General features: G+C 36.2%; 18 protein-coding genes. 12 read left to right on the top strand and 6 right to left on the bottom strand.

Annotated features, from left to right (window positions below; all coding sequences use genetic code 11):
• Positions 1-11: 11 nt before the first annotated feature.
• The 5 genes from MP478_RS19780 to MP478_RS19760 are packed head-to-tail and all read left to right on the top strand — an operon-like array spanning position 12 to position 3,827.
• The gene (locus MP478_RS19780) at positions 12-1,136 is read left to right on the top strand and encodes a DegT/DnrJ/EryC1/StrS aminotransferase family protein (RefSeq protein WP_230034686.1); all 1,125 of its coding nucleotides are present in this window, start codon (positions 12-14) and stop codon (positions 1,134-1,136) included.
• Positions 1,136-1,549 (top strand): hypothetical protein, encoded by a 414-nt coding sequence (locus tag MP478_RS19775; protein WP_257201416.1) that lies wholly within the window; start codon positions 1,136-1,138, stop codon positions 1,547-1,549. Before MP478_RS19780 ends, MP478_RS19775 begins: the two co-directional genes overlap by 1 nt.
• Before the next feature lie 9 nt (positions 1,550-1,558).
• Positions 1,559-2,578, top strand: a complete 1,020-nt coding sequence (gene galE / locus MP478_RS19770) for a UDP-glucose 4-epimerase GalE (RefSeq protein ID WP_257201415.1) — start codon at positions 1,559-1,561, stop codon at positions 2,576-2,578.
• An 18-nt stretch (positions 2,579-2,596) separates the two neighbouring features.
• Positions 2,597-3,361 (top strand): methyltransferase domain-containing protein, encoded by a 765-nt coding sequence (locus MP478_RS19765; RefSeq protein ID WP_230034692.1) that lies wholly within the window; start codon positions 2,597-2,599, stop codon positions 3,359-3,361.
• Between the two features lie 13 nt (positions 3,362-3,374).
• On the top strand, positions 3,375-3,827 hold the full coding sequence (locus MP478_RS19760) for an adenylyltransferase/cytidyltransferase family protein (protein ID WP_230034694.1): 453 nt from the start codon (positions 3,375-3,377) through the stop codon (positions 3,825-3,827).
• Positions 3,828-3,872: 45 nt separating this feature from the next.
• Here the strand turns inward: MP478_RS19760 and MP478_RS19755 are convergent, their stop codons facing one another.
• From MP478_RS19755 to pnuC, 5 genes are all read right to left on the bottom strand, one after another.
• Positions 3,873-6,458 (bottom strand): TonB-dependent receptor domain-containing protein, encoded by a 2,586-nt coding sequence (locus tag MP478_RS19755; RefSeq protein ID WP_257201414.1) that lies wholly within the window; start codon positions 6,456-6,458, stop codon positions 3,873-3,875.
• Positions 6,459-6,591: 133 nt separating this feature from the next.
• Positions 6,592-7,617, bottom strand: a complete 1,026-nt coding sequence (mltG, locus tag MP478_RS19750) for an endolytic transglycosylase MltG (protein WP_257201413.1) — start codon at positions 7,615-7,617, stop codon at positions 6,592-6,594.
• A gap of 31 nt (positions 7,618-7,648) precedes the next feature.
• Entirely contained in the window at positions 7,649-8,416 is a 768-nt protein-coding gene (gene dapF / locus MP478_RS19745; RefSeq protein WP_257191042.1) for a diaminopimelate epimerase, read from the bottom strand.
• 105 nt (positions 8,417-8,521) lie between these two features.
• Entirely contained in the window at positions 8,522-9,211 is a 690-nt protein-coding gene (locus MP478_RS19740) for a hypothetical protein (RefSeq protein WP_230034703.1), read from the bottom strand.
• 4 nt (positions 9,212-9,215) lie between these two features.
• Positions 9,216-9,878, bottom strand: a complete 663-nt coding sequence (gene pnuC / locus MP478_RS19735) for a nicotinamide riboside transporter PnuC (RefSeq protein ID WP_230034705.1) — start codon at positions 9,876-9,878, stop codon at positions 9,216-9,218.
• Positions 9,879-10,043: 165 nt separating this feature from the next.
• Between pnuC and MP478_RS19730 the strand changes: the two genes are divergently transcribed.
• From MP478_RS19730 to hemN, 3 genes are all read left to right on the top strand, one after another.
• Positions 10,044-11,561, top strand: coding sequence for an amino acid permease (locus MP478_RS19730; protein WP_230034707.1), 1,518 nt, complete (start codon positions 10,044-10,046; stop codon positions 11,559-11,561).
• Positions 11,562-11,605: 44 nt separating this feature from the next.
• On the top strand, positions 11,606-12,616 hold the full coding sequence (locus MP478_RS19725; RefSeq protein WP_257201412.1) for a glycosyl hydrolase: 1,011 nt from the start codon (positions 11,606-11,608) through the stop codon (positions 12,614-12,616).
• A gap of 255 nt (positions 12,617-12,871) precedes the next feature.
• A complete protein-coding gene (hemN, locus tag MP478_RS19720) occupies positions 12,872-14,230 on the top strand; it encodes an oxygen-independent coproporphyrinogen III oxidase (protein WP_257201411.1) in 1,359 nt (452 codons plus the stop codon).
• A gap of 155 nt (positions 14,231-14,385) precedes the next feature.
• Here hemN and MP478_RS19715 read toward each other — a convergent pair whose 3' ends face one another.
• Positions 14,386-15,750 (bottom strand): PQQ-dependent sugar dehydrogenase, encoded by a 1,365-nt coding sequence (locus tag MP478_RS19715; protein WP_257201410.1) that lies wholly within the window; start codon positions 15,748-15,750, stop codon positions 14,386-14,388.
• 216 nt (positions 15,751-15,966) lie between these two features.
• Between MP478_RS19715 and secD the strand changes: the two genes are divergently transcribed.
• The 4 genes from secD to MP478_RS19695 all read left to right on the top strand — a co-directional run bounded on the left by secD (position 15,967) and on the right by MP478_RS19695 (position 22,851).
• Complete coding sequence (gene secD / locus MP478_RS19710; RefSeq protein ID WP_230034715.1) at positions 15,967-18,861, top strand: protein translocase subunit SecD; 2,895 nt, start codon at positions 15,967-15,969, stop codon at positions 18,859-18,861.
• A gap of 633 nt (positions 18,862-19,494) precedes the next feature.
• Positions 19,495-20,067 (top strand): hypothetical protein, encoded by a 573-nt coding sequence (locus tag MP478_RS19705; RefSeq protein ID WP_257191048.1) that lies wholly within the window; start codon positions 19,495-19,497, stop codon positions 20,065-20,067.
• A gap of 83 nt (positions 20,068-20,150) precedes the next feature.
• Positions 20,151-21,419 (top strand): hypothetical protein, encoded by a 1,269-nt coding sequence (locus MP478_RS19700; protein ID WP_257201409.1) that lies wholly within the window; start codon positions 20,151-20,153, stop codon positions 21,417-21,419.
• Between the two features lie 211 nt (positions 21,420-21,630).
• Entirely contained in the window at positions 21,631-22,851 is a 1,221-nt protein-coding gene (locus tag MP478_RS19695; protein ID WP_257201408.1) for a TCR/Tet family MFS transporter, read from the top strand.
• Positions 22,852-22,901: the final 50 nt, after the last annotated feature.

The following is a 22,901-nucleotide window of genomic DNA, read 5'->3' as shown; positions in this document are numbered from 1 at the left end:
AATATTTATTTATGAAAAAAATTCAGATGGTTGACTTGCAAAGTCAGTATTACAAAATAAAAAATGATGTAGACAATGCAGTTTTAAATGTAATGGATTCTGCGGCTTTTATCAACGGACCTGAAGTAAAGTCTTTCCAGAATGAATTGGAGTCTTATTTAGACGTAAAACATGTGATTCCATGTGCGAATGGAACAGATGCTTTACAGATTGCCCTGATGGCATTGGATCTGAAAGAAGGGGATGAGGTCATTACTGCTGATTTTACCTTTGCAGCAACGGTGGAAGTGATACACCTTCTTAAATTAAAATCTGTTTTGGTAGATGTTGATTATGACACTTTTACAATCTCAACAGAAGAATTGAGAAAAGCCATTACGCCAAAAACAAAGGCCATTATTCCTGTACATTTATTTGGACAGTGTGCCAATATGGAAGAAATTTTAAAAATTGCTGAAGAGCATAATTTATATGTTATTGAAGACAATGCACAGGCAATAGGTGCAGAATATACATTCTCTGACGGTACAGTAAAGTATGCAGGAACCATGTCTACAGTGGGAACAACATCTTTCTTTCCTTCAAAAAACCTGGGATGCTATGGTGATGGTGGTGCTATTTTCACCAATAATGATGAGCTGGCACACCGTTTAAGGGGAATTGTAAACCATGGTATGTATGAAAGGTACTATCATGATGAAGTAGGCGTAAATTCCCGTTTAGACAGTATTCAGGCGGCCGTTTTAAGAAAAAAACTTCCTCACCTGGATTCTTACAACGAAGCGAGAAGAAAAGCCGCGGATTACTATGATGAAGCATTTGCAGGAAATCCCAATATTCTTACTCCCAAAAGATCCGAAAACTCTACTCATGTTTTCCACCAATATACATTAAGAATCCTGAATGGAAAACGTAATGAACTTCAGAAATTCTTAACGGAGAAAGAAATTCCGGCTATGATCTATTATCCGGTAGCATTGAGAAAGCAGAAAGCCTATTTCCAGGAAAGCAATGATGCTGATTTTGTGAATACAGACAAGCTTTTGGATCAGGTAGTTTCTCTGCCAATGCATACAGAATTAGACGAAGAGCAACTGAAGTATATTACAGATGCTGTGCTTGAGTTTATGAAGTAATGAAAAAAAAGATATTTAAATATAGGCTGGTTTATTACTTAGCGGTAGCAATGAGTCTATTATTTTTTATAATATCATCATTTTCAATTCTGAATTTATTTGATGATTTCAGCATATTTAAAACGATGTTTATTGGTACTTCAATTGTTATTAATTTATTTGCATTTATTAATTTGATTGAAAAATATAATAAAGCTGTTTTATTTCTAAACCTTAGCTTATCTTTAGCTATAATTGCGCTGGGATATCCTATACTATTAGAGGCTTTAAGTGGAAAATATTATGATGTATGGAATTTCAGATTTAAATTTTGGATTTTATTTATTCTTATTTTAGCCATTGTCAATATATTTAAAGTGAGAGTAAACAGCGGAATTAACGAAATAGAAAACATAGGAAAACACGAAGATTAAAAAATAAAAATGGCAATACTTGTAACAGGAGGACTTGGATATATTGGTTCCCACACAGTGGTAGAACTTCTTAATAATGGCTTTGAGGTCATTATTGTAGATGATTTGTCCCATTCAGAGAGATTTATTTTAAATAATATTGAGGAAATTACAGGTAAAAAGCCGGTTTTTTATCCTTTTGATTTAAAAAGAAAAGAACTGCTTCATCAGGTTTTTGAGGCTCACCCTATTGAAGGCTGTATTAATTTTGCTGCTTATAAGGCGGTGGGAGAAAGCCAGGTAAAACCTGTGGATTATTATGAGAATAATCTGTTTACTCTTATTAATATCCTTCAGGAGTTTAAAGATAGAGAAATTTCCAATTTTATTTTCAGTTCATCCTGTACAGTGTATGGGCAAGCTGATGTAATGCCAATTGATGAAAATACTCCTTTAAAAATGCCTGAAAGTGTATATGGCAAAACAAAACAAATGGGTGAGGAAATCCTGATTGATTTTGCAAAGGCCTACCACAGAAAAATATCATTATTGAGGTATTTTAATCCCATTGGAGCACATCCCTCTGCAAAACTTGGCGAACTGCCTATTGGAGTTCCCAATAATTTAGTCCCGTATGTTATGCAGACTGCTTCAGGAATCCGTGAGAAACTAAGCGTGTGGGGAGATGATTATCCAACAGAAGACGGAACTGCGGTTCGTGATTATATCTATGTAGTTGATCTGGCAAAAGCCCATGTTTCTGCCTTAAGAAAACTGATAGAAAATCAATCCGAAGAAGCCGTGATAGATATTTATAATTTGGGAACAGGAAGAGGATCATCTGTTTTGGAAGTTGTCAAAGCTTTTGAAACAGCAAATGATGTAGAAGTTCCTTATCAGATATGTGCCAGAAGAGAAGGTGATATTACAATTGCCTATGCTGATCCGGGTAAAGCCGAGAAAGAGCTTGGATGGAAGTCTGAAACATCCCTGGAAGAATCTCTACGGACAACCTGGGAATGGCAGAAGTACCTGAATTCTAGAAATTAACTCTTAAAATCACATACTATGGCCTGGAATCCTGAAGTGTATGACCAGTTTAAAGATGAGCGTTCAGCTCCCTTTATTGATTTACTGAAACTCGTTGAGTCAAGATCAGGTTTATCCGTTATAGATTTAGGTTGCGGTACCGGAGAACTTACTTCTAAGCTTTTAGATTACCTTGAAGATTCCAAGGTGTTGGGAATAGACTCTTCTGAAGAGATGCTGGAGAAAGCTGCTCATTTTGAAACAAGCAGACTGAGATTTGAGAAAAAGAGTATCGAAGATCAACTTCATCTTTCCGAGAGGTATGATCTGATTATTTCCAATGCAGCGATTCAATGGTGTGATAACCATAAGGAGCTTTTTCCAAGGATTATAAGTAAAATTAAAGAAGGTGGCCAATTAGCTGTACAGATTCCATCCAATCATGAATATGTAGTGCATCAGCTGCTTAGAAAAACAGCAGGCAGGGAGCCTTATAAAACAGCATACAATTCCTGGGAAAGAGCATATACAGTTTTACCTATTGAAGACTATGCAAGAATATTATTTGATCATAAAGGCAGAGAAATCACCGTTTATGAAAAGGTATTCCCTCATGTTCTGGCCAATGCCGATGCTGTATTTACATGGGCTTCAGGAACAGCTATGCTTCCTTATATTGAGAGGCTTCCCGATGATATGAAAGAACAATTTAAAAACGATTATAAAACCGAATTACAAAACATCTTCCCTGAATCACCGGTCTTTTATCCATTTAAAAGAACATTTATTTCAGCGAAGTTTTAATTTTAAAATTAATATGAAGACACAGAGAATAGGTATTACATTTTCCTCATTTGATTTATTACACGCTGGGCATATTAAGATGCTTGAAGAAGCTAAAACAGTATGCGATTATTTGATCGTTGGGCTTCAGATTGATCCGTCCCACGACCGTCCGAACAAAAATAAGCCAAGTCAGACTATCGTTGAACGATATATTCAGCTGAAGGCTGTGAATGCTGTAGATGAGATTATCCCTTATTATACAGAAGAAGATCTGTTGGATATTTTGAAATCTTTTGTTATCGATGTAAGAATTATCGGAGACGATTATATGGATAGAGATTTTACCGGGAAAACTTATTGTGAAGAAAAAGGAATAGAGATCTTTTATAACAAAAGAGACCACCGGTTTTCTACCAGCGACCTTAGACGAAGAATTTATGAAGCCGAAAAAGAAAAAGATACAAAGACAGAATCTGTAAAATAAAACAATAAAAAATCCCGAAAAGTACTTTTCGGGATTTTGTTTGTATTACATCGGACCACCTTGCTGGTCATCGCCGGTTTCATTGGCATTGATGTCTTTTTTCTTCTTAGTCTGTTCTATTTTTTCTCCCTGCTTAAATCTATAGGTTAAAGAGATAGAAAACTGTCTTGGCTGCCACTGCATATAGCTGCTGCGTGTATAATCATTACTGTAGTTAAATGTCTCCATACCTCTTGTATTAAAGATATCCTGAATGTTGAAGGAAATAGTTCCGTCACCTTTCCAGATCGTTTTAGATGCTCCCAGGTTTAATGCGTACATATCCTGTCTGTTCTGGCTGGCTGTTTTTTGTCCTCCTCTGTAGAAACCTTGCAGCTGTACACTTAATGTCTTATCAAGTTTAAATGTGGTATTAAGACGTAATCTTGTAGAGAAACCACTTCCTGTAAAATCCAGTGAGCGTACCTGCTTAAGACCGTTGATGTCTCTTGTTTCATAAGATGCAATTCCGGTAGTTTTATATCCGAAAAGATCTACACTACCCATAATCTTGAACCAGGCAAAAGGATCATAGGTAAAGTTCAGGTCCAAACCATAGCGATCATCATTACCCAGGTTTTCCGGCTTTGTATAGAAAACTCTCTGTCTTTCATCCGGTCTGTATACCAGCATCTTTGTATCATCTGTTGAATGCCTGTAATATAGGGTAGGGTTGATGGTAAATTTCTTTCTGGTAATATTATAACCTACTTCATAAGAATCTACGTATGATGGGTTAAGGTCGATATTTCCTTCAAAAATATTTTGGTTATTGGTATAGTTGGGGAAAGGAACCATAAAGAATGATCTCGGTCTGTCTATTCTTCGGGAATAGTTTACTAAGATCTGGTTATTCTTGGATATATCATAGCTTAAGAATACACTTGGAAATAGATTATTGTAATTCTTGTTTTTATTTAATGGAGGCTTATCAAGGTTCTGACTGATGTAATTGATTTTAACATTTGAAAGCTCGTCTCTTAATCCTACCTGATAACTAAGACTTCCTATTTTACTTTTAAACTGTAAATAGAAAGCATTGAACATCTCCCTGTAATCCGTATTGTTATTATAATTCGGAATAAGAGGGTTATTAGAAGTACTGCTTACAAAATTATCATAAGTATTATCATTGACATCCAATCTGTAGCCGGCTTCAAGTTTGGAGTTTTCTCCTATTGGTAACTCATAATCTGCTTTACCTATGATGGTTTTGCTTACAGAATGTCTTCTGGTAATATCCTGCACAGAAGGTACGTAATCAACACTTTCCAGAATATCAGCATTATTATTGCTTCTGTTTCTTTGTAAACTTACAGATAATGATAAATTTTGCCCTTTATCGTCAAACTTATGGTCTAAACCTACATCTCCCTGGAAGGCAAGATTGTTAAAGGTCGTTTTTGAATCTCTCAGGGTATAAGGATTCTTGAGATTCCAAAGATTAGAAGCGTCTCCTGTATATCTGTAAAAAGTATCGTAAGTGTTTACAAGTTCATTTCCGTCACCGTCAAAAGTTCTCACTAATCCTGTCAGATTTAATGATGTTTTTTCAGAAATATCATATACAAAACCGGCACTTATATTATAGTTTTTGTTGTAAGTTTTGTTGACAGAGTTTTGCTGCTGATGTACAGGTACATCCTTTGGTGCTACACCAGGAACTATATCAGGGAATACAATATTATGATAGGTTGTTTCCGAGTTACTCTTGGTTTTGTTTTCTGTGTAGCCTCCGCCACCGTTCATAAACCAGGTCCAGTTATTTTTTCTCCAGCTTAAATTGGCATTCAGAGATGTTCTTGGGAAATATCCTAAAGCCCCCACTACACTTCCGTTAAATCCTACTTTTTTACTCTTTTTAAGAATAATATTTAAAATACCCGAAGTTCCGCTTGCTTCAAATTTTGATGAAGGGTTGGTAATGACTTCAATTCTTTCGATCTGATCAGCAGGAATACTCTGTAATGCATTAGCTCCGTCATCAATTCCCAGAAGAGAAGAAGGCTTTCCGTTAATGAGGAATTTTACATTGGTACTTCCTCTCATAGAAACCGTTCCATCCGTATCTACGGTAACAGAAGGAACATTACTTAAAACATCCTGAAGACTTCCTCCCTTACTTACGATATCCTGTGATGGGTCATAAGTCTTTTTATCCAGCTCTACTTTATAGGCTTTAGTGGCTGCTGCTGTAATAACAACACCCTGCAGCTCCTGAGTTTTGCCATCCAGAGTAGTAGTTGCTTCAGGTTCTATGGAGAGTGCACCAATATTTCCGTTTGCTGCTATATTTTTACTGACTATACTTTTCTTATAGTCTATTGCTTCTACTGTAATGTCATACTCTCCGGGAACAAGCTGCAGCTTATATTGCCCTTTTTCATCAGTGAGTACAGCGTCGCTTAATGTTTTATTAGCTTTATTGCTAAAAGTTACAGAAGCATAAGGTACAGGCTGGTTCTTCTTATTGACAATAATTCCTGAAATATCTGATTTCTCCTGAGCAAAAGCCATAGCAGCTGCCGAAAGAACCAGAGTAAGCCCTAGTGTTTTTTTTGTGAAAATATTGACAATTTCCGTCTTATTCATAGGTTATTTTTTGTATAAAAATCATGAAGGGATACCCCTAATACCATAAATCTTCAGATTGCTCTGATTCTCATGATATTATGATTTGTGTATTATTTTTTTACTGTTTAAAGTTTTTAAATGCTTGCTTTGCCTATTTTATATTTTTTGAATTAAGCCAATCCTGATAGGCTTTTGCATTTACAGCATGCTCTTCTGCACTTGCCGTAAATTTGTGATATCCAAATCTTGCAGGATCAGCACACATAAATATATAATTATTGTTTTCTGCGTTTAAAACAGCATCTACAGAATTCTTGTCCACCACACAGATCGGCCCTGGAGGGATACCTGCATTTGCGTAGGTATTATATGGAGAAGGAGTTGATAAATGCTTATATAAAACCCTTTTAATGGGTTCTTTAAAATTAGTCTGCTTATTGATGGCATAGATTACCGTAGGGTCAGACTGAAGTTTCATTCCTTTTCGGTAACGGTTCAGGTATAATCCTGCTATCGTTTTCATTTCATCCTTCTTTCCTCCGGATTCTTTATACACAATAGACGCCAGTGCATAGATCTGATCTCTTGTTAAAGCAGACTGCTGTTCCTTATTTTTTCTTTCACCGGTCCAGAATTCATTATACTGATCTTCAAATTTTGCAAAAAACTCTCTTGGGCTTACCGTCCAGAAGAAGTTATAAGTATCTATGAAAAAATATTTTTTTAAATCTTCAACATTTTTATACCCTTTTTCCTGGGAAATACCGTCAAGGTCTTTTACGAAATGTAAAGAATCCAGTTCCGTTTTTTTAGTCACTTTGCCAATCATCTGGTACATATCTCCAAAATCTCCGATTCTGAAAGAATTGGCTGTTTGATTACCTGCTTTAATCATATTCACAAGATCAGAGTTTCCTTTACCCTCCTGGATATGATAACGCCCGGCTTTAAAAGCGGTAGTAAGACCTTTATCTTTAGCCACTGCTTCAAAAGACTCCCTATCTTTTAAGTGGGGAGCAATAGAATCCATGATCTGTTTGAAATCCGCTTTATGAGGAATCAATACATATCCTTCTTTTTCTACGTTGTTTCCGAAGTACTTATTATAAAATCTCAATCCAAAAAAACCTGCGATTACAAAAACCAGCAGAATGACAATGAGAATAGCTTTTTTCATTCTTATACTATTGATTAAAAGTTTATGGTTTCTAAAGAATATCTATCTTACCTTTAAAAACCTGCTTTGCAGGACCTTCCAGCCAGATGCTTTGAAAGGAGTCTCCGTTTTTTTCAGCATATACCTTCAGATTTCCTCCTAACGTTTTAACTTTTACAGAAGTTAGATTGTCTTTTTGTAGAAAAGTTAAAGCAGAAGCTGTAACTCCTGTTCCGCAGCTGTAAGTTTCATCCTCAACGCCTCGTTCATAGGTTCTTACAAAAATTTCATTATCGGAAATTTTTTCCACAAAGTTGACATTAATTCCTTTTTCTTTATAATTTTCTGAATTTCTGATCCCGTTCCCTTCGGCATACACCTTATAATTTGCTAAATCCTCTACATATCTTACATAATGAGGAGAACCGGTATTAAGAACAGAATCATTGCCGTCATGAGAAATGGTATTTACATCAATCATTTTTAATTTAACGATCCCGTTATGGATTTCCGCTTCATGCTCACCATCTATAGCAATAAACTTACATTTATCTTCAAAAATATCCAGGAAAAAAGCAAATGCTACCAGGCATCTTCCTCCGTTTCCACACATGGTACTTTCTCCACCATCAGAATTATAATATACCATTTTGAAATCGTAATGATCATCGTTTTCCAATAAGATAAGGCCATCAGCACCAATTCCAAAACGTCTGTCACATAGTTTTTCAATATTCTTTTTGTCTTTAGGAAACTGAAGGTCACGGTTATCTACCATCACAAAATCATTTCCAGTACCCTGATATTTATAAAATTCCATACCTTTTTATCTAATTTAAAGAAGCAAAATTAATATATTTAAAATGAAAAACGAACAGTGTTAACTGTTCGTTTTCTTATTTATAATCGTTTTACCTAACCGTTTTTATCTAAATCCTCCGGTGTTCTGTCTGTTTGTGCTGCCTGAGCTATTTGAATTGCCCGAGCTGCTGCTGTTACTGGAACTTCCTCTGAACCCTCCGCTATTTGAAGAAGGTGGAGGCGTACTGTTGTTGCTTCCTGAACTTCTGAATCCACCGCTGTTTGAGCTTCTCTGAGGAGCCTGATAAGTGTTGTTCTGATTTCTGAACCCTCCGGAATTGTTGGTTTTTTGATTTCCCTGATTATTCTGGCTGTTGTTGTTTCTAAAGCCTCCACTGCTTTGGTTTCTAGTACCCTGATTATTGTTATTCTGGGAATTGTTGTTTCTGAAACCACTGTTATTGTTATTATTACGGTCGTAATAAGGCTCTCCTCTGAATCCGGTATTCGGTCTTGTAGAGTTATTATCTGATCTCCTTTCTACATATACCTTTCTTCTTGAGTTATTCGCATTATAGTAATAATAAGGGACACCATTGTCATAGTAATAATTAACATTGTCCCTGTAATAATACCCATCATTACCATAATATCCACCATTTCCATAGTATCCGGATGGTGCATAATAATATCCATTATTATAATATGGATCACCATAACCGCCATTATTGGCATATCCGTCTGAGTATGCTAAACAAGATGTCAAACTTGCAAATGCAACAATACTAGCTGCTATTTTTAATAAATTTTTCATGACTTTATTGTACTTTTTTCTCTTTAAAACTTTTTTTCCAATTAAGGTATCCTAAGATAGCCATTATAGTAAATACCAAATATTGAACCGAAGTGATGCCAAGTCCCTTAAAAATCATCATAGGCATGCAAATAAAATCTCCGATAATCCAGAAAATCCAGTTCTCAATGCGCTGTTTGGCCATAAACCACATTCCTACTAAAAATATGGAAGTGGTAAAAATATCCAGCCAATTTGCCCAATCCAAATGATATAATCCGAAATTGGTTTCTTCCATTTGGTCAATATAAGGCTTATAATAATAAATCAAAGTAACCAGCGCTAAACTAAGGATAAAAAGAATACCCGCATAGATCCATTCCTTTTTTGTGGCCCAGGTAACTTCTATATGAATATGATCTTTAGAATTCTTAGACCATAATATCCATCCGTAGATACTCATTACAGTATAATAGACATTGATCAGGCAGTCTCCCAATAATCCAAAATTAAAAAGAATATAAACATAGATCAATGTAGAGATAATGCCGGTAGGGTATACCCAGATATTTTTTTTGATAGAAAAATAAACGCTTAAAATACCAAAAACAGCCCCCGAAGACTCCAGTAAAATCTGTGCTGCTGTATAGTTTTCATACGGCTTCACAAAAAGATCATATAAATTCATGTGATCAAAAATAAACAAAATTTAACACGTAATAAAATACTTTGAATAATGTGTCGGTCAGGTTTTTAGATTTTTTTATTTAAAATAAATGACGAAAGTTTGTCAATAAACATGAGAGTACGTAAAATTTTTATATTTTCGTAAATCCTTAATAAATAAAAAAACATGTCTAAAATTTGGGTTAAGAAGCCGCTAAGTGCCTATGAGGCTGATATGAAGAAAAGTGAGCTGAAGAAAGTCCTTGGAAAATGGAGTTTAACAGCAATTGGAGTAGGTGCTATCATTGGTGGTGGAATCTTTGTACTTACCGGAACCGGAGCTTATTATCATGCAGGGCCGGCTCTTGCAATCTCTTTTATCATAGCAGGTATAGCCTGTGTTTTTGCAGCATTATGTTATGCGGAATTTGCTTCCATCATTCCTGTTGAAGGGTCTGCTTATGCATATGCGTATGGAACGGTAGGGGAAATTTTTGCCTGGGCAATGGGGTGGTGTCTCATTCTGGAGTATGCCATGGCGAGTATGGCGGTTTCCGTGAGTTGGTCCGGGTACTTTACCAAATTTTTAAAAATATTTGGCGTTCATTTGCCAACATATCTTACTTCAGATCCTGCCAGCTATACAGGAGATGGTTTTTCAATGAATCTTCCTGCTTTTATCCTTGTATTACTGATTACCGCATTGCTGGTAAAAGGGACTAAGGAAGCTGCCGGCGCAAATAACCTGATCGTATTAATGAAAACTTCTGCCGTTATTTTCGTAATCATTGCAGGTGTTTATATTATCTTCTCTAATACAAATCTTTACAATGCTGTAGATGGAGTGAAAAACTGGAATCCTTTTATCCCAGATCCGATAAAAATTAAAAATTCTGAAGGAGATCTGGTCTCTGCATATGGTATAAAAGGAATTATTTCCGGAGCAGCAGCTATCTTCTTTGCGTATATAGGTTTCGATGCTGTCTCTACACAGGCAGGGGAAGCTATTAACCCTAAAAAAGATGTGCCTTTCGCCATTATTGCTTCATTATTGGTTTGTACTGCATTATATATTTGTGTATCTCTTGTATTGACAGGGATGATGCACTATACAGACTTTAACCCTGAAGGAAAATATCCTGATGCAATTAAAGCACCGGTAGCGTATGCTTTTGAAATTGCCGGAAAACACTGGGCAAGTAATGTGGTAACGATTGCTGCTACAGTAGGTTTGATTTCTGTAGTAATGGTAATGATGATGGGACAGTCCAGAATCTTTATCGGAATGGCAAAAGACGGTTTGATTCCTAAATTTTTCGGAGAACTTCACCCAAAAACAAAAACTCCTTACAAAGGAATTATCCTGCTAGGAATAATAGTAGCGCTTATCGCTGCATTTACCCCAATTTCAACATTGGCAGATATGACCAGTTTTGGAACTCTGTTTGCATTTACATTGGTTTGTATTGCGGTTTGGGTGATGAGAAAGAAAGAACCGAATTTAATCAGACCTTTCAAGGTTCCTGCGTATAAAATCGTTGTAGGATTAGGAGTATTTATCAATATATATTTAATATTTAACTTAAGTGCTCATGCATTGGAACTTTCTGCTGTATGGCTTTTCTTGGGAGGGTTAGTATATTTCCTTTATGGAAAATCAAACAGTAAACTTAATAATCCGGAAAAATATAAAGACGTAGATTAATTTAATATAAAACCGCTTCGGCGGTTTTTTTGTTTGTATAGCTTATGAAAAAGATTTTCTCTATTCTATTCCTTTGTGCAGGAATTTGTGCATTTTCCCAGCAGGTGGAAAGCATTGAAAACATTTTTAATGATAAAATAAGTATCAGAGCTCTTGAGCTGTATGATAACAAAGTCTGGTATAGTGGTACAGACTCCAAATTTGGGTTTGTGGATGTAAAAGATCCGAAGAATCAAAAACAGATCAGATTATCAGAAGACAAGCTTCAGTTTCGAACACTGGCACAGGATGAACATTCTTTTTATGCCATTAATATTGAAAGCCCTGCTCACTTCTTTAGAATTGATAAGAAAGATTTAAAAGCTCAGGTTGTTTTTACAGATACTACGAAAACTGCATTCTATGATGCGCTGCATTTTGTAAATGATAAACTGGCTTATACTTTCAGTGATGCAGATAAAGATCATGCCCTGAAGTTAGCGGTGTACAAAGAAGGGAAGTGGAGTATGCTTAAAAATACCATAATGTTGAATGAAGGAGAGGCAGCTTTTGCAGCCAGTAACACCAATATCTCTTCCACCAAAAATTTTGTATGGATTGCAACAGGAGGTAAGGCTTCGAGAATTATAAGACTGAATTTAAAGAATGAAAAATTTGAAGTGTTCAATACCCCATTTATACAGGGGGAATCTTCGCAGGGAATGTATTCTTTAGATTTTACTGATGACCGTTTCGGAATTGCAGTGGGAGGAGATTATACAAAGCAGGATGCCAATATCAATACTATTGCTACTACAAATGATGGAGGTAAAACCTGGCAGATTCAGGCATCAGGACAGAATGCAGGATATACTACCTGTGTGAAAATTAAACCCGGCTCAAAAGGAAAAGATATTATTGCAGCAGGAGATCAGCACATCAGTTATTCCTCAGATTTTGGGAAAACATGGAAGAAGATTTCTGATGAAAAAGGCTTTTTTGTCTGCCAGTGGATAGATCGTAACACTGTTGTCTTTGCAGGAAAAGACAGAATTGCGGTGATGAAATTGAAATAGTAAAGGATTTAATAAAAATAATAAAATACTAAACGCAAGAAGGATCTTCTTGAGAAATGGATACATCTAAAAAATAAATAGTATATATAGAATTTATCATTATTAACGAAAGGGCTTACAGACGGTATTTAGACTCATTATAAAATAAAACCTAATATATTTCATAGGTCAAAATTCATAACTTATAGTTAATTTTGTACAATGAAGTTATAAGATTCTTAAATTTCATGACCTTATAAAATTTTAATTTTCGAAATGAATTCTTTAATAGATAAGTATAATATTCCCGGACCACGCTACACCTCTTATCCTACAGTTCCATATTGGGATGAAAGTACATTCTCACCGGAAAAGTGGAAAGAAAGCGTAATCAGGTCCTTTCACGAAACCAATGCAGAGGAGGGGATTTCTATTTATATCCATTTGCCTTTTTGCGAGGCATTATGTACATTCTGTGCGTGTCATAAACGTATTACAAAACAGCATAGTGTTGAAGTTCCATACCTGGAAAGTGTTTTAAAAGAATGGAACCTTTACCTTGATCTTTTCAACGAAAGACCCAAACTGAAAGAATTACACCTGGGAGGAGGAACCCCTACGTTTTTTTCGCCTGAAAATCTGAAAAAATTTCTGGAAGGGATCTTTGAAACCGTAGATATTGCTGAACATCCTGAATTTTCTTTTGAAGGACACCCGAATAATACAACGAAGGAACACCTTCAGACATTGTATAATCTGGGCTTTAGAAGAGTAAGTTTTGGTGTTCAGGATTACGATCCTAAGGTACAGAAAGCGATCAATAGAATTCAGCCTTTTGAAAACGTGAAAAATGTTACCGAATGGGCTAAAGAAATTGGTTATAGAGGAATCAGCCATGACTTGGTTTTCGGGCTTCCGCATCAGAACTGGGAAGCGATGGAAAATACCATCAGAAAGACTATGGAGCTGAAACCGGACAGGCTTGCCTTTTACTCATATGCACACGTTCCATGGGTGAAAGGAGTTGGCCAGAGAGGATTTGATGAAAATGACCTGCCTAGTGGAGAAGAAAAACGAAGATTATATGAAGATGGTAAAAAACTGCTTCAGGACTTAGGCTATATTGAAGTAGGGATGGATCATTTTTCCCTTGAACATGATGATCTCTACCAGTCTTTGATTCATAAAAAGCTTCACAGGAACTTTATGGGCTATACTTCAAGCAATACTCAGCTAATGATAGGACTTGGAATGTCTGCTATTTCAGATTCTTGGTACGCTTTTGGGCAGAATGTAAAAACGGTGGAAGACTATCAAAGATCTGTAGAAGAAGGGGAAATTCCTGTGGTGAAAGGCCATGTCCTGGATGAAGAGGATTTGAAGGTAAGAAGACATATCCTTAACCTGATGTGTCAGCTTGAAACCACTTTCCATACTCATAACTCTTTCCCGGGACTTGAAAACGCGTTGGAAATGCTGAAGGAAATGGAAAAAGACGGATTGGTTGAAATTAATGGTCATGAAGTTAAAATTACAGAAGCTGGAAGAGCATTCACAAGAAATGTTGCCATGGTTTTTGACCTTAGGATGATGAGAAATAAACCCGAAACGAGAATTTTCTCGATGACGATATAAAATAAAAAAGCGGTTCAGTTTTGAACCGCTTTTTTTATGTATTTAAAATTTTAGTTGAAATACTTTTTATGGAATTTTTATTCAGTTTGTATGAATCTTTTGCGGCATATTGCGTTAAAAGTATAGCTGATAGAGTGTGTTAATATAATATTTCCTTATTTAATAATTATTTTCTGACTATATGATTTCAGGTTTCCTGATTTTATATTGATGAAATAAACTCCGGCAGGCAGGGTGGAAATATCAATACTTTTATCATTGATCACTTCATCAGTTTCCCAAATTTTTCGTCCTTCTGCACTCATAATTTCTGCACTTACTTTTTTATCTTTAACACCAGTAATGAAGATCTCTTTGGATGCGGGATTAGGGTAGATGTTTATTTTACCTAAAGAATTTTCTTCCTGTACACCTAAAGTTCCCGTTGAGATTTTAAAAATTTTTCCACTGCTGACAGCTGCTACATACAGTTCCTTTTGAGAATCCTGCCCGAAGGTAGAAAAATTATTTCCACTGTAAGCAGACGACCATGTGATAGCATTGTTGGTATCCAGCACACCGATTTGTGCAGAGCAGTAATCAGCAAAGAAATATTTGCCCTGAAGAGACGGATATTGGGATCCCCTGTAAACATATCCTCCTGTGATGGAACATTTCCCCCCGGAATGATCATATACAGCGATGGGGAATGTCATAGTTCCGGTACCTGGGCATCCTGCAGTATTATAAGCTGTATTTCCTTCATAGCAGCGCCATCCGTAATTAAGCCCGGCCTGGGTGATGGGCATTCGATTGATCTCCTCGATTGCTCCCTGGCCTACATCAGCAATTAAAGCATTCCCATTGGTTAGGTCAAAAGAAAATTTCCATGCATTTCGGAGTCCATATGCCCATATCTCATCAGCACCGTCAATACCTACAAAAGGATTGTCTGCAGGAATATTGTAAGGACCGGTAGCGTCTACATCAATTCTCAGCATTTTTCCCAGCAGTGAATTTTTATTTTGTGCATTATTATTGGGGTCTCCGGCACTTCCTCCGTCTCCGGTAATGATCCAGAGCTTTCCATCCGGTGCAAAATGAATGCTTCCTCCGTTATGGTTCGCAAAAGGTTTGGGAATATTCAATAGGATTTTTTCGGAGTTCGGATCGGCAATGTCCGGGTCCGTTGCACTTACACTGTATCTTGCTACAATAATATTTCCTGCTGGATTATTATAATAAACAAAAAAATACCCATTGGTAGAGTATTGAGGATGAAATGCAAGTCCCAACAGACCTCTTTCTCCGCCAAAAATAATTTTTGAAGCGATATTCAGAAAAGGAGTGGTATTAATAACTCCCGTTGGCTGGATAATTTTAATAATACCATTCTGCTGTACTACGAAAAGACGGCTGTCATTAGCGTTTGTAATCTCTACCGGGCTGGTAAGTCCGGTCACAAATTCTTCCAAATTAATACTTTGAGAATTAACGAATAAGGAAGAAAGGATACTCATAGTAAAAAGTAACTTTTTCATAATATTGTGATAGTTAGCGTGTTGATGAATGAATGAAAATTTTATACCAATCAAAATTTGAAAACTTCACTAAGATACCATGAAATAATTGTTAAATCTTAAATAGAAGTCGAAATACCAATATATCTGAAAATAAACCATTTCTGTTGTTAAAAATTCATAAAATACCAGAAAATCATTATATTTGCCGACTTAATTTAACGTAGTTATAACAAAATGCAAGGAAAAGGACTTATTACAATTGTTGCTATTGTCCTGGGGTTGATTTGCTTAAACGAGCTATTACCAACCTGGTACGCCAGCAAAATTGAATCGCAGATAGAAGCTGCGAAAGGAAACGAGAAAGAGATCAAACGCATCAAGGAAGATACTCTTAATCTTGGGTATACAAAGCTTTATTATTCAAAAGCTAAAGACAAGGAGATGAAGCTTGGTCTTGACTTAAAAGGAGGGATCAACGTTCTTTTGGAAATTAACCAAAGAGATCTGGTAAATGATTTAACTAATTATTCTACCAATCCTATCCTTATTGAGGCTTTAAACAAGACTGATGAAGTTCAGAAAAGCTCAATAAAATCTTACATCGACAACTTTTTTGAGCAGTTCGATGCCATCAACAAAGCGAAAGGTACAAACCTGAAGCTTGCAGATCCGGATCTTTTCGGAAATACAAATTTATCTGAAATCAAGTATAACACTACTGATGAGCAGGTAAGAAGTATTGTAAAAAGAAGAATTGATCTTTCTGTAGGTACAGCTTTCGAAGTAATCAGAACAAGAATAGATAAGCTTGGAGCTATCCAGCCAAATGTTCAGAGAGTACCTGGTACTGCTAGAATTTCTGTAGAAATGCCTGGTATGAAGGATATTGACAAGGTTAAAAAAATGCTTCAGACTTCTGCAAAACTTCAGTTCTGGGAAGTACAGCAGGTTCCTGAAATTGCGCCTTATTTCCAGACTTTGACAACTATGATCGGTGCAAAAGGAGATTCTATGGGAGTGGCAAAAAATGTCAACTTCATGAAGCTTATTCAGCTTGACAAATTAAGAAGTAATGGTGTTGCTAATGTAAAATTATCTGATACTGCGGTTGTTAATAAAATTTTAAACAGCAAAGTAGGTCAGGCTTTACGTCCTGCAAACATTAAATATACACAGTTCATGTGGGGTTACAAACCTGAAGCTACAAGTCCGGACGATTTGGTATTGTATGCAATCAGAAGTAACATCAATCAAAAAGCTCCGGTAGACGGTGCTGTAGAAACGGCAAGCATCAGCTATGACGAACTTGGAAGAGTAGTGGTAGACATGCAGATGGATTCTAAAGGAGCTAAAGAGTGGAAAACTTTAACGGAGAAAAACGTTGGAAAGCCGGTTGCGGTAACTCTTGACGGCAGAGTATATACTGCTCCTAATGTGGTAAATGCTATTCCTAACGGTAGAACTCAAATCTCTGGTAACTTCTCTCAGGAGGAAGCTAAAGAACTAGTTGACGTTTTAGGAGCTGGTAAATTGCCTGCTGGTGCTAAAGTAGTTCAGGCTACGCAGGTAGGTCCGTCTTTAGGACAGGAATCTATCAACGCGGGTATGATTTCATTTGCTATTGCATTTTTAATTATCATTGTTTATATCATTTTCTATTATGGTGGTGCGGGAGTATACGCTGTAATTGCAATGGTTATTAACCTTTTCTATATTTTCGGAATTATGGATTCCGGAGACTTTACGCTTACCCTTCCTGGTATTGCAGGTATCGTATTGACGATGGCCATGGCAGTGGATACAAACGTAATTATTTATGAAAGAACAAAAGAAGAATTATTTGCCGGTAAGAATATCTTAGAAGCTTATAGAGACGGTTTCAAACACGCATTAAGTGCGATTATTGATGGTCACTCAACTACGTTACTGACCGCTGTTGTGTTATTCTTCTTCGGTACAGGACCTATCAAAGGATTTGCTTTGACATTGATGATCGGTATTATCATGACATTATTTACTTCGGTATTACTTTCAAGAGTAATGATCTTCAGTAGATTAAATAAAGGAAAACACCTTTCAGTATGGACGCCTCCAACGAAAAACCTATTCAGAAATACATGGATTGATTTTATCGGAAAGAGAAAATATGCATACATTATCTCTGCAGTTTTAACAGTGATCTGTCTTGGTTCTATGTTTACCAACGGATTCAAATATGGTATTGACTTTACAGGAGGTAGAAACTATATCGTAAGATTTGATAAAGATGTTAATGCTAATGATGTTGAAGAAAAATTAGTAAAGATTTTCAAAACTGAAGATGGTAAAAACTCTTCTGTAGAGGCTAAAACTTTTGGAAATGCAAATCAGCTGAAAATTTCTACAGATTACCTTATTGAAGATGAGTCTTTAAAAGCTGACCAAACTATTGAGCAGAAATTATTTGAAGGGTTAAAAGGAGATCTTCCGGCTACTCTTACACTTCAGGATTTTAAATCTGCGGATAAAGACCATGCAGGGATTATTTCATCTGAAAAAGTAGGCCCTACAGTAGCTGATGATATTCAGACACATGGTATTCTTGCCGTTGTTGCTGCTCTTGCAGGTATCTTCATCTATATCTTGTTCAGATTTAGAAAATGGCAGTTCTCTTTAGGTGCTGTAGCAGCGTTATTCCATGATGCGGTTATTATTTTAGGAATGTATTCATTACTTCACAAATACATGCCGTTCAATATGGAAATCAACCAGGATTTCATTGCTGCAATCCTTACAGTATTAGGATACTCTATTAATGACACGGTAATTATCTTCGACAGAATCAGAGAATATCTGAGAGAGAAGAAAGCGTTAACATTAGCAGGATTATTCGATGACTCTATTTCAAGTACTTTAGGTAGAACATTTAACACTTCATTTACTACGATTTTGGTGATCCTTGCGATTTTCATTTTCGGTGGTGATAACTTGAGAGGGTTTATGTTTGCGATGTTAATCGGTATTGGATTCGGTACTTATTCATCCATCTTTATTGCATCTGCAATTGCTTATGATTTCCTGAAAAAAGGAAAAGAAGAGGAGGTACACGGAAAAAGTACTTCTGAAAAAGAAGTGCTTGCTTCAAAGTAATACAAACTACAATAAATAAGTAAAAAGCCTTTCGAAAGAAAGGCTTTTTTGTTTTTTGGCAATGGTGGCCCGGCAAATGAATTTTAAAGTGTGGGGATAATATAAACTTACATCAATACAGATTTTGATGAAGCTCACTTTTTATATCGCTTGTTCAGCGGCAAAGTGGCCATTCTTTGTTTTCTTAAAATAGAACATCCGAATGATTATTCCTTATTGCGTTAAAATAAAAAGTTATTTTCATCCATTTCTCAAGTCAAATAAAATCACATATTTTATTTTAGTGCAGCCTAGATTTCTGAATGTCATCCAAACAAGAGGCTTTATATTTAATTCAATTTGCTTAGCCCGAATTTATAACCTGATCCATTTAATTAAATAACTCAGAAAGTCTTTTTATAAAATGGGTACCCAGCTTTTTGTTTATTATTAAACTTTTTGGATGGCTAGTTTCATATTTAAAGTATTTTTTTTAATAACTGGGATTGCAGTGTTAAAAATTTTCATATTATGAGGGGTAAAAATATATTTTTTATAGGTTTTTCACGTGTTTTTGTATTTTGATGAAAAAAAAGTAAAGTAATATGTAAATGTGCATTAAATTATTATATATTTGCAAAAAACAAAGCAAATATGAAATTTAAAAAATTATTCATTGCTGCGGCATTAATTGCCAGCAGCATTACCTTTGCGCAGGTAGGTATTGGTATTGCTAATCCTGATAAAAGCGCAATGTTAGATGTCACTGGTTCTAATAAAGGAGTATTAATCCCCCGAATTTCTGATCTTACCACAATACCCACTCCCGCGAATGGTTTATTGGTCTATGATCTTAAAAGGCAGGCATTAGCTCAGAATATTGGAACACCCGCCAGCCCGAACTGGGTTCCGATCAGTGGAAATATAGTGAAGTTCTTCTATATGCCATCCATCAGTATTGATACCTCAACTACCGGAACAGGCAGAACGCTGGATTTATACCAATTGTATAAAACACAGTTTTCAACCCCGAAAGTTGTAAGTGCGGGAGCCCCCGCTGCTATTCCTTTTTTCTTGAATGCTTCGGATCTGTATTATTATGTAACAGATTTTGATGCTACTGTTTTAAGGAATGTGAGTATTGATGCCAATGGAATATTACGCTATGATGTCATTGGAACGGCTACAGCATGTTCTTTCGTTAATATTGTATTTGTAATCAAGTAATTTTAAGTGACATAACGTCACGCTATCATCCTTACACAAGGGTGAGTATTCTTCCGTGTATAATTAATTGCTTAAAATTATTAATGATGAAAACAAGTTCGATATTACGCTATATTTTTATAGCAATATGCCTTTTTGTGTCTGGCAAAATGGCATCTCAGGAGATGGTTTCCCTTCCGAATGGCGGTTGTGGCAGGCTGCTGGATACTAATACTTCCAGTGCCAACAATGGTGGACTGCTATGCTTCCGGCTGGGAAAAGAAGCAGCTAATCCTGCTAATATGACAGATATTGATGTAAACTCTTTTGCGTCTTTAAAACCGGGTACAGGAGCAGGTCTTTTTTGTAGTATGCATGTGGGCGTAGGAACAACAGGAGCCGATTTTCCGGCCAATAAACCTATTTATATAGATTTTGCTTCAGATGGATTCAACTTTAATCCCAGTTTTAACGGTGGTGAGTTTGTTTTTTACAGCAATGGTCAGGAGATCTATCGTACAGGTGTTAACGGACATTTTTTCTTTGATTTCGGAGACAACCAGGAGCGGCGGATCATCAAAGTAATTCCTCCTGTAGCATGGGATGAAGTACGGTTAACGTTTGCAGAGGTGATAGGTATTGGGTTTTCATTTAGCCAAATGAGAGTTTATAATATACTTTCAGAATATTACATAGATCCTATGACCTATTTGTCTCAGCCTTCTGATAAAACTGTGGCAGTGGGTGGATCTACCACCATGACTGCGGTTATTAACAATACTCCTACAGATGAGACCCCTGAAAATGTTACTTACCAATGGCAGGTCCTGAATGGAAGCACATGGACAGATCTTGCGAATGGTCCTAACTATAGTAATGTGACGTCTTCAACGCTTACTATCAACAATGTTCCGATAGGTTTTAACAATAATCAGTACAGGGTGGTTGCAAAATCAAGTTTTTATACCTGTTCCTTCCAGGCCATTTCTAGTATAGGAAGACTTTTTGTAAATTCGGTAAATAATCCCGGAACTATTGCTGCAGATCAGACATTATGTAGGGATATCAACAATGATCCGGCAGCATTTACGCAGGTTTCAGCTGCCCAGGTGACCGGAACTGCCGAATACCAATGGCAGAGTTCCACAGATAATATAACATTTGTAAATGTGGCTAATGCAACTTCTGCAACGTATGATGCTCCACCAGTTACGCAGACCACTTATTACCGTCGCGGTGTGAGGTCTGTTCTCAATGGAAATGTAACGGCCTATCAGTTTACCAATGTAGTTAAGATTACAGTTAAGCAGAGCTGTTTGATTAAATGTATTATAACCAACAGGATGATTTATACAAAGCTTAACAGCAACTAATACAGTATTCATAACTTTTATAATAACCTATTTCATACGGATGTTGAAATAGGTTTTTTTATCATCTGTTGCTGGAAATATTTATTCTTTTTCTGCTAATCATTAAGATAAAAGCTTTTTTAGGTACTCATCTATTGTTCAGGAGTATATTTATTTAATATAATGAAATTTAGAATCATTATTTTTAAGATTTGATTAATTTTGCAGAATCATGGAAAAATCAAAAAAAAATACAGCGATAAGCTTTATATTTATTACGTTACTTATTGATATTACAGGCTGGGGAATTATTATTCCCGTAGTTCCAAAGCTAATAGAGGAGCTTATTCATGCTGATATCAGTGAGGCTGCAAAATATGGAGGATGGCTGGGATTTGCCTATGCATTTACACAATTTATATTTTCTCCGATTGTAGGAAATCTGAGTGATAAATATGGACGCAGGCCTATTATTTTGATTTCTCTTTTTGGGTTTGCGGTAGATTATATCTTTCTGGCATTAGCCCCAAGTATCTGGTGGCTGTTTTTAGGAAGAATCATTGCAGGGGTTACAGGAGCCAGTATTACAACAGCCAGTGCCTATATTGCAGATATTTCAACAGATGAAAACAGAGCTAAAAACTTTGGAATGATAGGAGCTGCATTTGGGCTCGGATTTATTATTGGTCCTGTTCTGGGAGGTGTATTAGGACACTACGGAGCCAGAGTTCCTTTTTATGCGGCGGCGGGTTTATGTCTGCTTAATTTCCTTTATGGCTATTTTATTCTTCCTGAAAGTTTGAGCAAAGATAAAAGAAGGGAATTTGACTGGAAGCGTGCAAATCCTGTAGGTTCATTCAAGTTCCTGGGAAAGCATGCTGAAATTTCAGGATTGGTATTTGCACTGATTCTAATTTATATTGCAGGCCATGCTGTACAGAGCAACTGGAGTTTTTTCACCATGTATAAATTTGACTGGACAGAAAGAATGGTAGGAATTTCCCTGGGAGTAGTAGGTCTATTGGTAGGGTTGGTACAGGGAGGTTTAATCAGATGGACTACTCCAAGGCTGGGAGAGGAGAAAAGTATTTACTATGGATTGGCTTTTTATGCTGTGGGAATGCTTTTATTTGCTTTCGCATCTGAAGGGTGGATGATGTTTGTATTTTTGATTCCATATTGCCTGGGAGGAATCTGTGGACCCGCTCTGCAATCAGTTATCACAAAGAGTGTTCCAGCTAACGAACAGGGCGAGCTTCAGGGAGCATTAACGAGTCTGATGAGTGCCACTTCAATCATAGGACCTCCGATGATGACTAATCTGTTTTACTTTTTCACTCATGATGAAGCACCCTTCAAATTTTCAGGAGCACCATTTTTCTTAGCATTTATTTTAATGGCTATCAGTGTAATTGTTACTTATTCTGTTTTTCAGAAAAAAAAGAAAATCTAAAACTTTGCATTTTTAAGAGAAGGCCGGAAGGAATAAATCATTACTTTTAA

The sequence above is a fragment of the Chryseobacterium sp. WG14 genome (assembly GCF_024586945.1).
GTDB lineage: Bacteria > Bacteroidota > Bacteroidia > Flavobacteriales > Weeksellaceae > Chryseobacterium.
Note: the sequence above shows the minus strand (reverse complement) of the source record. Positions and strands in the feature narration are given on the sequence as shown.

Excerpts from the sequence above, each read along its gene's own strand:
- MP478_RS19780 (WP_230034686.1), top strand. The coding sequence starts at position 12 with ATGAAAAAAATTCAGATGGTTGACTTGCAAAGTCAGTATTACAAAATA.
- MP478_RS19775 (WP_257201416.1), top strand. The coding sequence starts at position 1,136 with ATGAAAAAAAAGATATTTAAATATAGGCTGGTTTATTACTTAGCGGTA.
- galE (WP_257201415.1), top strand. The coding sequence starts at position 1,559 with ATGGCAATACTTGTAACAGGAGGACTTGGATATATTGGTTCCCACACA.
- MP478_RS19765 (WP_230034692.1), top strand. The coding sequence starts at position 2,597 with ATGGCCTGGAATCCTGAAGTGTATGACCAGTTTAAAGATGAGCGTTCA.
- MP478_RS19760 (WP_230034694.1), top strand. The coding sequence starts at position 3,375 with ATGAAGACACAGAGAATAGGTATTACATTTTCCTCATTTGATTTATTA.
- MP478_RS19755 (WP_257201414.1), bottom strand. The coding sequence starts at position 6,458 with ATGAATAAGACGGAAATTGTCAATATTTTCACAAAAAAAACACTAGGG.
- mltG (WP_257201413.1), bottom strand. The coding sequence starts at position 7,617 with ATGAAAAAAGCTATTCTCATTGTCATTCTGCTGGTTTTTGTAATCGCA.
- dapF (WP_257191042.1), bottom strand. The coding sequence starts at position 8,416 with ATGGAATTTTATAAATATCAGGGTACTGGAAATGATTTTGTGATGGTA.
- MP478_RS19740 (WP_230034703.1), bottom strand. The coding sequence starts at position 9,211 with ATGAAAAATTTATTAAAAATAGCAGCTAGTATTGTTGCATTTGCAAGT.
- pnuC (WP_230034705.1), bottom strand. The coding sequence starts at position 9,878 with ATGAATTTATATGATCTTTTTGTGAAGCCGTATGAAAACTATACAGCA.
- MP478_RS19730 (WP_230034707.1), top strand. The coding sequence starts at position 10,044 with ATGTCTAAAATTTGGGTTAAGAAGCCGCTAAGTGCCTATGAGGCTGAT.
- MP478_RS19725 (WP_257201412.1), top strand. The coding sequence starts at position 11,606 with ATGAAAAAGATTTTCTCTATTCTATTCCTTTGTGCAGGAATTTGTGCA.
- hemN (WP_257201411.1), top strand. The coding sequence starts at position 12,872 with ATGAATTCTTTAATAGATAAGTATAATATTCCCGGACCACGCTACACC.
- MP478_RS19715 (WP_257201410.1), bottom strand. The coding sequence starts at position 15,750 with ATGAAAAAGTTACTTTTTACTATGAGTATCCTTTCTTCCTTATTCGTT.
- secD (WP_230034715.1), top strand. The coding sequence starts at position 15,967 with ATGCAAGGAAAAGGACTTATTACAATTGTTGCTATTGTCCTGGGGTTG.
- MP478_RS19705 (WP_257191048.1), top strand. The coding sequence starts at position 19,495 with ATGAAATTTAAAAAATTATTCATTGCTGCGGCATTAATTGCCAGCAGC.
- MP478_RS19700 (WP_257201409.1), top strand. The coding sequence starts at position 20,151 with ATGATGAAAACAAGTTCGATATTACGCTATATTTTTATAGCAATATGC.
- MP478_RS19695 (WP_257201408.1), top strand. The coding sequence starts at position 21,631 with ATGGAAAAATCAAAAAAAAATACAGCGATAAGCTTTATATTTATTACG.